The sequence below is a fragment of the Mesorhizobium sp. M1252 genome (assembly GCF_040318265.1).
Taxonomy (GTDB): Bacteria; Pseudomonadota; Alphaproteobacteria; order Rhizobiales; family Rhizobiaceae; genus Mesorhizobium.
The window spans coordinates 170,466-185,053 of sequence record NZ_JAMYLX010000007.1; the positions used below are offsets into that span (position 1 = coordinate 170,466).

A 14,588-nucleotide genomic window follows, 5' to 3' on the forward strand; every position below is an offset into this window, starting at 1 on the left:
CCGAAGGGAGTCGCCGCACTTCACGCAGGACCCCACCCGGCCCTTCGGGCCACCCTCCCCTCAAGGGGGAGGGAAACGCAGGCGCTAATTCGCCCGCTCTTTCGCCTTCAGCTCCAGCCTCCGCGCGTGCAGCACCGGCTCCGTATAGCCGTTCGGCTGCTCGCGACCCTTGAACACCAGGTCGCAGGCGGCGTGGAAGGCGATGGAATTGTCGAAATCGGTGGCCATCGGGCGGTAGAGCGGGTCGCCGACATTTTGGAGGTCGACGATCGCTGCCATGCGCCACAGCGAATCCATCACCTGAATTTCGGAGCAAACCTTGTGGTGCAGCCAGTTGGCGATGTGCTGCGAGGAGATGCGCAGCGTGGCGCGGTCTTCCATCAGGCCGACATCGTTGATGTCGGGCACTTTCGAGCAGCCGACGCCCTGGTCGATCCAGCGCACGACATAGCCCAGAATGCCTTGCGCATTGTTGTCGAGCTCGCGCTGGATCTCGTCGGGGGTCCAGTTCGGCCGCACCGCCACCGGCACCGACAATATATCATCGAGCTTCGCCTTCGGCCGGCTCTTCAGCGCCGCCTGGACGGCGTGGACATCGACCTTGTGATAGTGCGTGGCGTGCAGCGTCGCCGCTGTCGGCGACGGCACCCAGGCGGTGTTGGCGCCGGCCTTGGGATGGGCGATCTTCTGTTCCAGCATCGCCGCCATCAGATCCGGCATCGCCCACATGCCCTTGCCGATCTGGGCATGACCGGCGAGCCCGCATTCGAGCCCGATGTCGACATTCCACGCCTCATAGGCGGAGATCCAGGCGGCCTGCTTCATGTCGCCCTTGCGGATCATCGGCCCGGCTTCCATCGAGGTGTGGATCTCGTCGCCGGTGCGGTCGAGGAAGCCGGTGTTGATGAACACGACGCGCTCCTTGGCGGCGCGGATCGCCTCCTTCAGGTTGACGGTGGTGCGCCGCTCCTCGTCCATGATGCCCATCTTGATGGTGTTTGCCGCCATACCGAGCAGCGCTTCGACGCGGTCGAAAATCTCGACTGCGAAGGCGACTTCCTCCGGCCCATGCATCTTCGGCTTCACCACATACATCGAGCCCGTGCGGGAATTCATCCGACGCCCGTTGGCGCCGACATCGTGCAGCGCGATCAGCGCCGTCATCGCCGCATCCAAGATGCCTTCAGGCACCTCGTTGCCATCGCGGTCGAGGATGGCCGGATTGGTCATGAGGTGACCGACGTTTCGCACCAGCATCAGCGAGCGGCCAGGCAAGCTCAGCGCGCCACCACTGGGCGCGGTCCAGGCGCGGTCCGGATTGAGCTTGCGCGTGAAGGTTTTGCCGCCCTTGCTGATTTCCTCCGCCAGATCGCCCTTCATCAGGCCGAGCCAGTTGCGGTAGACGATGACCTTGTCCTCGGCATCCACTGCCGCGACCGAATCCTCGCAGTCCTGAATGGTGGTCAGCGCCGATTCCAGGATCACGTCGGCAATGCCGGCCGGGTCGGTGCGGCCGATCTGGTTGGTGCGGTCGATGAGGATCTCGATGTGCAGGCCGTTCTGGACCAGCAGGATGGCTTCCGGGTTGGCACCGTCGCCGCGATAGCCGGCAAATTGTTTCGGGTTGGCCAGCGTGGTGCCGCCGGCGCCGGCGCCGAGCCGCAAGGTGCCACCCGAAACCGTCAGCCCGTTCACGCCGGCCCATTTGCCCGAGGTGAGCGGCACGGACTCGTCCAGAAAACTCTTCGCCCAGGCAACCACCTTGGCGCCGCGCACGGGGTTGAAGCTTTTACCCTTCTCGGCGCCACCGGTCTCGGCAATGGCGTCGGTGCCGTAGAGCGCATCGTAGAGCGAGCCCCAGCGAGCATTGGCGGCGTTGATCGCATAACGCGCATTCATCACCGGTACCACCAGCTGCGGCCCGGCAACGCTGGCGATCTCGGGGTCGACATTGTCGGTCGACACGGAAAAGGCCGGCCCTTCGGGCACGAGATAGCCGATCTCACGCAAGAGGCTTTTGTAGGCCTCCATATCGATGGGCGCGCCATTGGCGCGGTGCCAGGCGTCGATCTGTTCCTGCATGGCGTCGCGTTTGGCCAACAGCGCTCGGTTCTTCAGCGCCAGATCATGCACGATGGCCGAAAAGCCGTTCCAGAAAACGTCCGCGGCAATACCGGTACCCGGCAGCGCTTCGCCGACAAAGTCATGCAGTTCGCGGGCAATCCGCAATCCGGCGATCTCGACGCGATCGGTCATCAGGGCTTCTCCAGATGAAGGCTTTGCGGCCTTTGGCATGTCAGGGGCGAAGGGTCAATTCAGCTTAGGGTGAAGCCGGGGATTTTGAAGCTGCTGATCTCCCCCCTCGTGGGGGAGATTACCCTAAACCGCGATCCTCGGCCGACCCGATGCAACCGCCACCACATGCGCTTCGATAAACATCCGTTGGGCCTCAACCGTAGACACCTTGAACTCGGTCGAAACGTCGATCTCGGCATTATCCGTGCCGGCATCCTTCGCCCGCTCGGCTACGATCGCCCGCACATCAGCCTCCGCTGCCGCGATCGCCTTGGCCTCGTCCGTGAAGTCGCGCACCGTTTGCCCCGACGCGACCCGGAACAAACCTTCCTTGGGCTGGCTGACGCGGGCTTCGGCCGAGACGCGGACCTGGCCGACGACGGCGCCGAGCGCGTTGGCGACGTCGGTATCCTCCGGCACCACGCACTCATTACCGACCAGCTCGGCCAAGCCGGCATAGTGCAGCGGCGCCGAGGCGCCGAGGCCAATGACCGGACGATCGAGCGCGACGCTGAGCCTTGCGATGCCGGGATGGGAATCGACGGCGCGCTGCACCAGCGCATGCGCGACGGTGGCGGCGCCATCCAGCCCGTCTTCGGCAAAGGCGGTCTCCAGAATGTATTCGGCCGACCAGCGCGTCAGCGTCAGCAGCACCCGTTCGGAAATCACCTCCGGAGACGGCGCGATGTACTGGCCTCGCCCATCACGCTTGCGGGCAAACAGTTCGGCGCCGAGCCGGGCCGCAAGCGGGTCCCAGTTGGCCTGCTTGCCGAGCACATGGGCGGCGTCCGAGGGGGTGAAGCCCGAGATATGCACAAGACCGCGCGAGACCAGCCGGTTCAGCGTGGCGTTCTGGGCGTTCGAGGTGAGCAGCCTGTCGATGGCGAGCGGCACCGCACCAATCAGTTCATACAGTTTCGCCTCGGGCGCGGTCAGGCCGGCGGCGAGCCTGTCCGGCACGCCGGTGCGCAACGCAAAGCGGCCGTCCATGCGGCCGGGGTTGGGCGCCCTGAGCTGGCGCTCGAGCTCCGATGTCACGGAAACACCATGCATCATGCCGGCCAGCGCCAGCGGCACCAGGCGGCGCGGCCCGAGCAGGATTTTCGGGTTGAGCGCGCCATCTTCCAGTGCCACCTCGGAATCGCCGCCGAGGCCGAAAGTGCGCATGGCGACCGCCTCGACCATGGTGCGGAAGCCGCCGACAGTGGCGCCTTCGGGATCGAGCCGAGGACGGCCGCCGTCGAGCACGGCGACATCGGTGGTGGTGCCGCCAATGTCGGACACCATGGCGTTGTCCAGGCCCGTCATGTGGCGGGCGCCGACCAGGCTGGCGGCCGGGCCGGACAGGATGGTCTCGATCGGCCGCTGGCGGGCAAACGCCGCCGAAACCAGCGCGCCATCGCCGCGCACCACCATCAGGGGGGCTACGATGTTGCGGGCCTCCAAAAATCCTTCGGTTGCCGCCACCAGCCGGTCGATCATCGAGATCAGCCTGGCGTTGAGCAAGGTGGTGAGCGCGCGACGCGGACCGCCGAGCTTGGCCGACAATTCATGGCTGGCGGTCACCGGCAGGCCGGTCTTTTCGCGGATGAGGTCGCGCGCGGCGAGTTCATGCGCCGGGTTGCGGGTGGCGAAATAGGCGCACACGGCAAAGCCCGACACCGAGGCGCCGAGTTCAGGGAGTGCTGCTTCCAGCCCCGACAGATCGAGCTTGGCCGCATTGCCGTGCACGTCATGGCCGCCCGGACAAAACACCACCGGATCGGTGCCGAGCGCCGTCTTCAGCCCGTCGCGCGCAAGGTCGGCCCCGGTAAAGCCGATCATGATGAGCGCCACACGCCCACCCTGGCCCTCGACCAGCGCATTGGTGGCGAGCGTCGTCGACATCGACACGAGTTTGATCGCGGCCGGATCGGTGGCCGATTTTCCCAGCACCGCATCGACCGCGCCGGAAATGCCGACGGCAAGATCGTGCCGCGTGGTCAGCGCCTTGGCCTTGGCCAGCACCTTGCCTTTTGGCCCGCCTTGTTCCGACCACAGCACGGCATCGGTATAGGTGCCACCGGTGTCGATACCGAGAAACAGGGGTTTTGGCTTGGCGGTCATGTCTGGCGGTCCGGGATTCTGCTCCCCCGCCCTTAGCCGATACGGCCCGGCTGATAAAGGCGGGAGAGGTGGGCCAGTTTGACCCTCGTCGCCGCTCATGCCCGCCAAACTTTGTAACGGTCACATTTTTTCATTGGTGCGTGGCCTGCCTTTGCGTGCACCATGCGCCGATCTCATCCCTTTCAGGACTTCGCCATGACCACGCTCCCCGGCATCGCCGACATCCATGCCGCCGCCGCGCGCCTCTCCGGCCTGATCGCCGAAACGACCTTGATCGAATCGCTGGAACTCAACAAACGCTTCGGCGGCCGCATCCTGTTCAAGCCGGAGACGCTGCAGCGCACCGGCTCGTTCAAGTTCCGCGGCGCCTACAACAAACTGTCTTCGCTGAGCGAAGAAGAGCGCAGCCGCGGCGTCGTCGCCTTCTCCTCAGGCAACCATGCTCAGGGCGTCGCCGCGGCGGCTGCCATGTTCGGCGTCAAGGCGGTCATTGCCATGCCGGCCGACGCGCCGGCGATGAAGATCGCCAATGTCCGCAAGATGGGCGCCGAAGTGGTGCCGTTCGACCGCTTTCGCGACGACCGCATGACGGTGGTGCGACCCTACATGGACAAGGGCATGGTGCTGGTGCCTCCTTTCGACGATCCGGCCATCATCGCCGGCCAGGGCACGATCGGTCTCGAACTGACGCGCCAGGCAAAAGCGCTCGGCGTCAGCCTCGATGCGGTCGTCATTCCCTGTGGCGGCGGCGGCCTGACGAGCGGCATTTCGATCGCCGTCAAGGATGCCTCGCCGGCCACAGCAGTCTGGGCCGTTGAGCCCGAGCATTTCGACGACACCCGCCGCTCGCTGATCGAAGGAAAAAGGGTTTCCAACGAGCCCGGCCACAGTTCGATCTGCGATGCCATCCTCACCGCAGAGCCCGGTGCCATCACCTTCGAGATCAACCGCAAGAACCTCGCCGGCGCCATCGCCGTCTCCGACAAGGCGGCCGCACAGGCGGTGCGCGACGCCATGGCCCATCTCAAGCTGGTGGTCGAACCCGGCGGCTGCGTGGCGCTGGCGGCGCTCTCGTCAGGCGAGATCGAACTGTCGGGCAAATGCGTCGCCGTCGTGCTGTCAGGCGGCAATGTCGATTTCACCACCTATGCCGAGATCATGGCCGCGGCCTGAGAACCGATATGGCAGACGCTGAGATAAGGGCGGCTCTCGATCGCCATTGGGCTGCCTCCGATGCCAATGATCTCGAGACGGAGCATCAGATCTATCGCGAGGACGCGGTGCTCGATTATCCGCAATCAGGCGAGCGCATCAGCGGACGGCACAACATCCAGTCGTCGCGCGCCACGCAGCCCAACCGGAAGCGCTTTGCCGTGCGGCGGATCACCGGGTCAGGCGACCTCTGGATCACCGAATATGTCCTGACCTATGACGGGATTCCGTCCTATACGGTGAGCATCATGGAGTTCGTCGATGGCAAAGTGGTTCGCGAGACCCAGTATTTCGGCGATCCGTTCGAGCCGGGGCAGTCGCGCGCGCAATGGGTCGAACGGATACCTTGAAACACGGCGGCGGTAGCATGACCGGCCACCATCCGCTCGATCGTGCCGAACTGCCTGATGATACGGCCGATCTCGCCCGCTATCTCATCGGCAAGCTCGTGGTGCGGGAGCTGCCGGAAGGCATCGTCAGCGGCCGTATCGTCGAGACCGAGGCCTATGTCACCGGCGACGCCGCCGGGCACGGCTATCGCGGCATGACGCCGCGCAACCGTTCGCTGTTCCTCGGGCCCGGACACGCCTACGTCTATCTCGCCTATGGGGTCTCCTGGATGCTCAATGTCTCAAGCGAGGGGCCGGGCACCGGCACCGGCGTGCTGATCCGGGCGCTGGAGCCGCTCGAAGGCATCGCCATCATGCGGCTGAACCGGGGCGTGGAGCGCCTGCGCGACCTGGCGCGCGGGCCGGGGCGGCTCGCCCAGGCATTGCGGATCGACCGTTCGCTGGACGGCCTCGATCTGTGCCGCCAAGGCCCGCTATGGCTGGCAGCCGACGAGCATCAGGCCAGCGACATCGGCCAAGGCATCCGCATCGGCATCACGAAGGATGCGGACCGCCCGCTGCGGTTCTATGTCAGAGGCAGTCCGTTCGTCAGCGGTCCGCGATCGCTCAATTCCTGAACGCTCAGTCGAGCGTGCGCCTGAACCGCACCAATGCGACGCCGGCAAACAAGGCCACGAACCCGACCAGCCAGGCGATCTCGCCCGCAACCGCCGGCAGTTCGGCGCCCTTCAGCATCACCGCGCGGGTGATGCGCAGAAAATGCGTCAGCGGAAAAATCTCGCCGAAGGTCTGCGCCCAGCCCGGCATGCCGCGATAGGGGAACATGAAGCCGGACAGCAGGATCGACGGCAGGAAGAAGAAGAAGGTCAGCTGCAGCGCCTGCATCTGCGTGCGGGCGATGGTCGAGATGGTGTAGCCAAGCAGCACCAGCGCCAGCACGAACACCAATACGGCTGTAAGCAGCAGCGACATGGAACCGGTGAAGGGGATGGCGAACAAGAGCTTCGACGCCGCCAGCACCACCACCACCTGGACGCCACCGACCACAAGATAGGGCAGCACCTTGCCCAGCATGATCTCAAACGGGCTGGACGGCATGGCGAGCAGGTTTTCCATCGTGCCGCGCTCGGTCTCGCGGGTCAGCGCGATCGAGGTCATCATCACCAGGGTCATCTGCAGGATGACGCCGAGCAGGCCGGGCACGATGTTGTATTGCGAGATGCCTTCCGGATTGTAGCGCTGGTGCACCACCACATCGAGCTGGCCCCTGGCGGCCTCACTCGCCGCCTCCTGCATGCCTTGCGCCCGAAGCAGCGCCTGGCTGGCCACTTTGCTTAGCGTCGAGATGGCGCCGCTGGCGGCGGCCGGGTCGGTGGCGTCGGCCTCGATGAGTATCTGCGGATTGTCGCCGCGCTCCACCCGGCGGCCGAAATCGGCCGGGATGGTGACGACGAAGGCGACATCGCCGCGCGCCATCAGGAATTCGGCATCCTCGGCACTTTGCGCGACATGGTCGAAGCGGTAGTAGCCGGTCGTCTGCAGGGCTGCGACAATGGCGCGGGTGTAGGGGTCGTTGCTGGTCGCCACCAGTGCGGCAGGCAGGCTTTTGGGATCGTTGTTGATAGCGTAGCCGAACAGCACCAGCTGCAAAAGCGGCACGCCCAGCATCATGGCGAAGGTGATGCGGTCGCGCCGCATCTGGATGAATTCCTTGATCAGCAGCGCACCGAGCCTGGCGAAGGAGAAGACGCTGTTCATGCCATATTGTCCTTCGAGCCGGACATGAACTGGATGAAGACGTCCTCGAGGCTGGTCTCGCCGGGTTTTACGCTGACGCCCTTGTGCTCCTTCTCGACATCGGCGAGCGCCTTTTCGAGCTTTGCCTTGTCGGAGCCGACGACATGCAGCGTCGCGCCGAACGGCGCCACCTGGTCGACGCCGGGCCGGTCCCTGAGTGCATCGGCGACCTGGTCGAGGCGCGGTCCCTGCAGCACGAAGGTGGTCAGACCGGCATTCGTCACCACCTCGTCCACCGTGCCGGTGGCCAGCATCTTGCCGTAGGAGATGTAGCTGATGCGGTGGCAGCGCTCGGCTTCGTCCATGTAGTGGGTGGACACCAGCACGGTCAGACCGCCGCTCGCCAGCCGGTGGATCTCGTCCCAGAATTCGCGCCGCGCCTTCGGATCGACGCCGGCGGTCGGCTCGTCGAGCAGCAGCAGCTTCGGCTTGTGCATGATGCAGGCGGCCAGTGCCAGCCGCTGCTTCCAGCCGCCCGACAACGTGCCGGCGAGCTGGTTGCGGCGGCTCGTCAGGCCAAGCTCTTCCAGCGTTTTCGACACATGCTCCTCGACCGGTTTCAGCCGGTAGAGCCGCGCCACGAATTCGAGATTCTCGCCGATCGTCAAATCCTCGTAGAACGAGAATTTCTGCGTCATGTAGCCGACTTCGCGCTTGATGCGGAGCGACTCGGTGCGGATGTTGAAACCCAGCACCGTACCTTCGCCCTCGTCGGGCGTCAGCAGGCCGCACATGATGCGGATGGTCGTCGTCTTGCCGGACCCGTTGGGCCCGAGAAAGCCGACGATCTCGCCCTCGGCCACCGTCATCGTCACATGGTCGACGACAGTCTTGTCGCCGAAACGCTTGACCAGGCCATGAACGTCGATGGCGTTCATTTTGAGGCCGCCAGCTCGACATCGACGATCTGTCCCGGCTGCAGCGCTTGCGCCTTGCCCTCAGGCCGCGCCTCGACGAGGTAGACCAGCTTCTGCCGGTTCTCGAGCGAGTAGATCACCGGCGGGGTGAATTCCGGGTCGGGCGAGACATAGCTGACGCGCGCCTTCACCTCCGGCCCGCAGCCGTCGCAATGCACGACAAGCAGCGTGCCGACCTTGATCGACGAGAACGCACTTTCCGGGACATAGACGCTGAGCTTCACCGCACCGTCCGGCAACATCGAAATGACAGGCGCGGTCGGACCAGCGGTGTCGCCGGGATTGCGGATGACGTCATTGATGCGGCCGGGCGAGGGTGCCGCCAGCACGCGCTTCGATAGCCGCCACTCAGCCTGTTCCAACGCCGACTGCGCCTGTTTGACCTGATTGTCTGCCGCCTTGATCGTTTCGGGACGCGCAGGCAGACCGCCGACGGCGAGGTTGGCCTGCGCCTGGCCGACCTGCGCATTGGCGGTCTCCAGCGTCGCGGCGGCGGTGTCGTAGTCGGCCTGCGTGCCGGCACCGCGCTTGAACAGGTCGGCGGCGCGGTCGTATTTGCGCTTGGCATCCGTGGCCTGGGCCTTGGCCATGTCGACCTCGGCCTTCAGCACCGCGATCTCCTCCGGCCGCTTGCCGATCTGCAGGTCGGCCAGCTGCGCCTGCGCCTGGGCGAGCGCGGCCCCTGCCTGGGCGACGGCGATTTTTGCGTCGGCGCTTTCGAGAGTCACCACCGGCGTGCCTGATACAACACGGTCGCCGCGCTTGACCGCGACGGTCTCGACCTGCGCCACCTCGATCGGAGCCAGCAAGACATAGTCGCCCTCGACATAGCCGACGGCAAGCGGCGCTGCCGGCGCGCAGGCGCCGAACAGCTTGGCCGCGAGAGGCAGGGAACAGAGAAAACTCATCGCTTGCCCTCCTTGCGGGCGACCGGATTGCGGGCCGCCAGTATGGCGCCAAGATTGCCTGTCACCGCCGCCACCACCTTGGCGGCCTCGGTGTTGCCGATCTCGCGCCAGCCCATACGACGCATCACTGCTTCGCGACCGATGCGGAAATAGATGACCTGGCCGATCAGCGTGAAGACCACGAGCTTGGTGGCCTCGCTTTCGGCCGGCTCGCCCGTCGCCTGTTCCCAGATCTGGCAGAGGCGGCGATGGGTCGGTTCGAACACCCCGTCATAGATGCGGTCGAGTGCGGCGGTCGGATGCGTCAATTCCCTAAGTACAAATTGTACGATATCGCCAGCTTCCGGTCTGGCTACGATAAACGCCACCATCGCTTCCAGCGCGGCGAACAATTGTGCCCTCGCCGCCTCCGGGCCGGCTTGACCCGGCAATTGCGTGCCGCCGAGCGCCTGGCCGGCAACCGACTGGATGGTTTCGACGATGTGGTCGGCGGCGGCCGCGCGCAACCCTTCCTTGCCGCCGAAGTGATAGGCGATCGAGCCGATGTTGGCCTTGGCCTCGGCGGCGATCTCACGCGTCGACGTGCCGTCGAACCCTTGCCGTCCGAACAGCTTGAGCGCCGAAAGCACGAGTGCGGCGCGCGTCTGCTCTGCGGGGGATGTCTCCTGGCGGGGCGTTTTATCGGCTACGGTTTTGATCATGCTGGGCACTTAATCAATCGATTGATTAAAGTCAAATTGATTATCCGCGGCGGCTTGCCATGTCGGGCCGCAGACGCTTTAGTGGGCGGCCATGGGCAAGGAAGTCGAACGCAAGTTCCTGGTCTCCAGCGCCGAATGGCTGGAAATGGCCGAGGCGAATATACGCATTCGCCAGTTCTATCTTGCCGCAACACCCGGCCGCACCGTGCGCGTGCGCATCAGCGACGGCAGTTCGGCGAAGCTGACGCTTAAATTCGGCAGCAAGATCCGCGAGCGTGACGAATACGAATATGAAATTCCACTGGCGGACGCAGAGGAGATGCTGGCCTTCGCCATCGGACATGTCATCGAGAAGACACGCCACCATGTTAGGCATCGCGGCTATCTCTACGAAGTCGATGTTTTCGGCGGGATTCTAGCCGGCCTTGTGGTGGCCGAACTGGAGACGCCGGAGGATGTACCTGACGAAATGCTGCCTGATTGGCTCGGCCGCGAAGTGACCGGCGAGCAGAGATTTTACAACGCGTCGCTCGCCCTAGAGCCGGATGATTTTAGGTCGGGTCGACCTAAAATCGGAATCCGGCTCTAAATCAAAAGAGATGGAGCATGATGTCGTCCGAAAACCGCTTCACACTTTTCGGCATCATGCTCTAGGGGGATTCCGGAGATCGCCGCATGAGCTTTCGCATCGATCCGCGCCTGCCGCTGACCGGCGAGGTCAGGCGTATCCTTGGCGAGGAGATCGGCAAGGCGCTTGCCCATCTGGCCGTCGCGCGCGACCAGCCGGAGCAGGCATTGCACAAATGCCGCAAGCGGCTGAAGAGCGCGCGCGCCTTGCTGCGGCTGGTCCGTTCCGGAAATGAAACATTCTGTCGGACTGAGAACCAATGCTACCGTCAGGTGGCGGCGCTGCTTGCCGGGCCGCGCGAGGCGACCGCGCTGGTCGAGACCGTCGACCGGCTGGCAGCCGCCTTTCCCGAGCAGGTTGCCGGCGGCGGCCTCGACAGCGTGCGCGACCGGCTTATCGCCCGCCAGCATGAAATCCATGCCGGGGCTGGTCTCGACGGCGCCATAGGCGCGGCCACGGCCGCCTGCGAGGAAGGCCTGATCCGGATCGAGCGGCTGCTGCTCCCCGATCTGCCTGAGCATGCAGCCGATGTGCTTGCGGAAGGCGCTCGCAAGACCTTGCGCCGGGCCAGGAAGGCGCTGGACAAGGCCGGATCCCACGGAGGAGCCGAGGATTTCCACGATCTGCGTAAGGCGGCCAAGACCCACTCGATGCATCTTTCGCTGCTCGGCCGGCTGTGGCCGACGCCGATCAAGGTGCGGCGCAAGGCGGTCGACGAACTGGGTGAAAAGCTCGGCGAACTGCACGATGTCTTCGTCATGCGCGCCCTGCTCGAAGCCGACGGCGAGCCGCTCGGCGATGCGCAGGACACCAAGCTCCTGGGCAAGCTTTTGAAGCGCTCGGAAAAAAGCCTGAAGAAGAGCTGCCTCGCCGGGGCGGCCGAACTGTTCGGCGACAGTCCCAAGCGCTCGACAAAGAAGCTCGCCCGCAATGCGCGCGACGACCTCGCCGGGCCGGCACTGCCGGAAGAGACAGTGCCGGCCGGCTGACGCTGGCACTCCCCCGCCGGCGCGTGCTAGTCACGCTCTACCATGACCGCACCTGCCGACACGCTTCTGGACCGACTTGGCCGCTGGCTTGCCGGCCGGCTGCAGGACGAATCCTCCGGCTATGAGCCCTACACGCCGTCCGACGCCGAGACGTTGCGGCGCACGCTCGAGCCCGGCGACATCCTGCTCATCGAAGGCAACCAGAAGATCTCGGCGGCGATCAAATACCTGACCCAGTCGACCTGGTCGCATGCGGCCTTCTATATCGGCGATGCCTTGTCCGAACCGGAGGACGGATCGGAACGGCGTCGGCTGATCGAAGTCACGCTCGGCGAAGGCTGTGTCGCCGTGCCGCTGTCGCGCTACCGCACCTACAACACCCGTATCTGCCGGGCGAGCGGGCTGACCCCGGAAGACCGCGACCATGTCGTCGCCTTCATGATCGGCAAGCTCGGCCTGAAATACGATCTCAAGAACATTTTCGACATGCTGCGCTTTTTCCTGCCGACGCCGCCGGTGCCGGTGCGCTGGCGCCGCCGCATGCTGGCTTTCGGCTCCGGCGACCCGACGCGCGCCATCTGCTCGACCCTGATCGCCGAAGCCTATGGCGAGATCCGCTATCCGATCCTGCCCGAGATCACCCGCGCGCCCGGCCGCGCCTCAGCGCAGTCGAACTATTCGCGCCGCGAAATCCTGCACATCCGCCACCACTCGCTCTACACGCCGCGCGACTTCGACCTGTCGCCCTTCTTCCGCATCGTGAAACCGACGCTGGAATTTGGGTTCGACTACCGGGCGGTGACCTGGGAAGATAGGGCCGCTGAGGCGAAGGCCGCCGAATAGCAACCATTCAAACCGGCGCCGATGGCGAGTGGCGCCCTATGAGATCATTCGAGACAGTGTCGATGATCTCAGCGGAAAGCGTCGGATCGGGCACGACGCGGGAGAGGATCACCGATCCGACCATTTCCGCTAGGAATGCGATCGCGGCACTCCGCTTCGCGGCCGGGTCGCTTCCCGGCAGGAGTGAAATGATCAACGCGACATAATTGCTGACGATGCTTCCGAAGAACGATCGAAGCGCTGGATCGTCGTGCCGGGCGGCATCGGCCGCCAGTGCGGTGAGGCTGCATCCGTGCCCCGGATTGTCGCGATGATGGTCCGAGATGTAGTGGCGCACCAGCGTCTCAAACGGAGTATCGGTCGAAGCGAGCCGGGCGGATAGATCGGCGCTCATGTCACTGAAGGCCCGCTGCATGGCCTGAACGATGAGGTCGTCCTTCGACTTGAATTGTCGGTAGAAGCCTCCGTGGGTAAGCCCGGCCGCGCTCATCAGATCGGCAATGCCGATCCCGTCGATCCCTTGTTCGCGGAAGAGCTTTGCAGCGGTATCGATGACCCGCTCTCGATTTAACTCGACCATCTCCTTGCTCACCTTCACGACCGCATCCTCTCCTATTGATGATGATCGACATATAAGACGTGGCGGAGGCGCTTGACAATGATTGCGGCGGTCATTATCACCCAATGATTACGATCATAATCATTAGGCAGGAAAGTTGAGATGACACAAGTTCAGTCGCGCGCCGAGAAGATCGCGCTGATCACCGGCGCTTCGGGTGGCATCGGGCATGCGGCCGGACTTGCGCTCATCCGGGCGGGGTATCGCGTGTTCGGCACCAGCCGCCGAGCTGCGCCCAACGAAGTGCGTCAGGGCATTCACATGGTCCCTTGCGACGTCACCGATGATGGGTCCGTCAGAGACGCCATCAAGCAAGTTGTCGCCCTCGCCGGCCGGATCGACGTACTGGTAAACAATGCGGGCCGCAGCCTGATCGGCGGCGCCGAGGAATCATCGGTCGCTCAAGCCCAAAGCCTGTTCGACATAAATGTCTTCGGCATCGTTCGCATGACCAATGAAGTGCTGCCCATCATGCGCAGACAGGGCGAGGGCCGGATCATCAACATCAGTTCGGTGTCCGGTTTCCTGCCGGGGCCATTCACCGCCCTCTACACCGCCACCAAACACGCAGTCGAAGGATATTCCGAGTCGCTCGATCACGAACTTCGAACGTTCGGCATCAGGGTTTCCCTTGTCGAGCCCGCCTTCACCCGCACCGGACTGGAAGAGAACGCCGAACAGCCTGACCGGGTTTCCGGCGTCTACGAACAGGGGCGCTCAGCCATGAATTCGACCTGGCGCAACAGAATCGCGAGCGGCGATCCGGTGGAAGCCGTGGCCGACAAAGTGGTACAAGCAGCCACCGAAAAGACGCCGAGCATGCGCTATACGCCTGGCAAAACGGCAGGCCGTCTTCGCTTCATGCGGCGCTTCGTGCCCGAAAACATGTTCGACAAGAGCTTCCGCAAGCAGATGGGCGTGGCCGATTGATCTAAAATCAAGGCATCGCCAGGCCAGTCCGGCAGGCGAGCCTCCTTTCGCCGAGGAGCGACGAATGAAGTCCTATTTGTGCAAATATATTCCGCCGCGTTCCGACTTTCTGGCAACGATGACCACCGATGAGGAAGAGTGGATGAAGCAGCACGGAGCATTCCTGGATGACCTGCTTGAAAAGAGGCTTATCGTCGCGCACGGCCCCGGACCCGGCTGGCGGTTATGGGGTGTCGCTCTATCGGATTGCCGATGATCTGGACATAGAGGCGATCACCTCGGAGGACCCGATC

15 protein-coding genes are annotated in these 14,588 nt (G+C 64.4%); 8 read left to right on the forward strand and 7 right to left on the reverse strand.

The features are described 5' to 3' along the window. Positions 1 to 84: 84 nt before the first annotated feature. Positions 85 to 2,256 (reverse strand): malate synthase G, encoded by a 2,172-nt coding sequence (locus NKH22_RS16300; RefSeq protein ID WP_352910096.1) that lies wholly within the window; start codon positions 2,254 to 2,256, stop codon positions 85 to 87. A 123-nt stretch (positions 2,257 to 2,379) separates the two neighbouring features. Further along, positions 2,380 to 4,401 carry a hydantoinase/oxoprolinase N-terminal domain-containing protein gene (locus NKH22_RS16305; RefSeq protein ID WP_352595217.1) on the reverse strand — a complete coding sequence of 674 codons (2,022 nt, stop codon included), beginning with the start codon at positions 4,399 to 4,401 and terminating at the stop codon, positions 2,380 to 2,382. A gap of 195 nt (positions 4,402 to 4,596) precedes the next feature. On the opposite strand from NKH22_RS16305, the gene NKH22_RS16310 reads away from it, so the two are divergent. The 3 genes from NKH22_RS16310 to NKH22_RS16320 are packed head-to-tail and all read left to right on the forward strand — an operon-like array spanning position 4,597 to position 6,580. After that, the gene (locus NKH22_RS16310) at positions 4,597 to 5,574 is read left to right on the forward strand and encodes a threonine ammonia-lyase (RefSeq protein ID WP_023748246.1); all 978 of its coding nucleotides are present in this window, start codon (positions 4,597 to 4,599) and stop codon (positions 5,572 to 5,574) included. An 8-nt stretch (positions 5,575 to 5,582) separates the two neighbouring features. Continuing rightward, positions 5,583 to 5,963: a nuclear transport factor 2 family protein gene (locus tag NKH22_RS16315; RefSeq protein ID WP_023681284.1), complete on the forward strand. Its 381-nt coding sequence runs from the start codon at positions 5,583 to 5,585 to the stop codon at positions 5,961 to 5,963. 17 nt (positions 5,964 to 5,980) lie between these two features. After that, positions 5,981 to 6,580: a DNA-3-methyladenine glycosylase gene (locus NKH22_RS16320; protein WP_023748245.1), complete on the forward strand. Its 600-nt coding sequence runs from the start codon at positions 5,981 to 5,983 to the stop codon at positions 6,578 to 6,580. Between the two features lie 4 nt (positions 6,581 to 6,584). On the opposite strand, the gene NKH22_RS16325 is transcribed toward NKH22_RS16320, so the two are convergent. From NKH22_RS16325 to NKH22_RS16340, 4 genes are read right to left on the reverse strand one after another with little or no spacing between them, the layout of a single operon-like run. Next, on the reverse strand, positions 6,585 to 7,721 hold the full coding sequence (locus NKH22_RS16325; RefSeq protein WP_023696062.1) for an ABC transporter permease: 1,137 nt from the start codon (positions 7,719 to 7,721) through the stop codon (positions 6,585 to 6,587). Then, entirely contained in the window at positions 7,718 to 8,638 is a 921-nt protein-coding gene (locus NKH22_RS16330; protein WP_023673289.1) for an ABC transporter ATP-binding protein, read from the reverse strand. Before NKH22_RS16330 ends, NKH22_RS16325 begins: the two co-directional genes overlap by 4 nt. Continuing rightward, positions 8,635 to 9,585: an HlyD family secretion protein gene (locus tag NKH22_RS16335; protein ID WP_023828853.1), complete on the reverse strand. Its 951-nt coding sequence runs from the start codon at positions 9,583 to 9,585 to the stop codon at positions 8,635 to 8,637. The genes NKH22_RS16330 and NKH22_RS16335 overlap by 4 nt, the downstream gene beginning before the upstream one ends. Then, positions 9,582 to 10,286 (reverse strand): CerR family C-terminal domain-containing protein, encoded by a 705-nt coding sequence (locus NKH22_RS16340; protein WP_023728788.1) that lies wholly within the window; start codon positions 10,284 to 10,286, stop codon positions 9,582 to 9,584. The genes NKH22_RS16335 and NKH22_RS16340 overlap by 4 nt, the downstream gene beginning before the upstream one ends. Positions 10,287 to 10,377: 91 nt before the next feature. Between NKH22_RS16340 and NKH22_RS16345 the strand changes: the two genes are divergently transcribed. The 3 genes from NKH22_RS16345 (at position 10,378) to NKH22_RS16355 (ending at position 12,746) form a co-directional block, all read left to right on the forward strand. Further along, positions 10,378 to 10,875: a CYTH domain-containing protein gene (locus NKH22_RS16345; RefSeq protein WP_023728787.1), complete on the forward strand. Its 498-nt coding sequence runs from the start codon at positions 10,378 to 10,380 to the stop codon at positions 10,873 to 10,875. Positions 10,876 to 10,961: 86 nt separating this feature from the next. Further along, the gene (locus NKH22_RS16350) at positions 10,962 to 11,903 is read left to right on the forward strand and encodes a CHAD domain-containing protein (protein ID WP_352910101.1); all 942 of its coding nucleotides are present in this window, start codon (positions 10,962 to 10,964) and stop codon (positions 11,901 to 11,903) included. A 42-nt stretch (positions 11,904 to 11,945) separates the two neighbouring features. Next, positions 11,946 to 12,746, forward strand: coding sequence for a C40 family peptidase (locus NKH22_RS16355; RefSeq protein WP_023834577.1), 801 nt, complete (start codon positions 11,946 to 11,948; stop codon positions 12,744 to 12,746). A 7-nt stretch (positions 12,747 to 12,753) separates the two neighbouring features. Here NKH22_RS16355 and NKH22_RS16360 read toward each other — a convergent pair whose 3' ends face one another. After that, positions 12,754 to 13,344, reverse strand: coding sequence for a TetR/AcrR family transcriptional regulator (locus NKH22_RS16360; RefSeq protein ID WP_023673283.1), 591 nt, complete (start codon positions 13,342 to 13,344; stop codon positions 12,754 to 12,756). Positions 13,345 to 13,467: 123 nt separating this feature from the next. Here NKH22_RS16360 and NKH22_RS16365 point away from each other — a divergent pair, with 123 nt between their 5' ends. Both NKH22_RS16365 and NKH22_RS16370 read left to right on the forward strand, forming a co-directional pair. Next, complete coding sequence (locus tag NKH22_RS16365) at positions 13,468 to 14,295, forward strand: oxidoreductase (protein ID WP_031198321.1); 828 nt, start codon at positions 13,468 to 13,470, stop codon at positions 14,293 to 14,295. Between the two features lie 64 nt (positions 14,296 to 14,359). After that, complete coding sequence (locus tag NKH22_RS16370) at positions 14,360 to 14,551, forward strand: hypothetical protein (protein WP_245260597.1); 192 nt, start codon at positions 14,360 to 14,362, stop codon at positions 14,549 to 14,551. Positions 14,552 to 14,588: the final 37 nt, after the last annotated feature.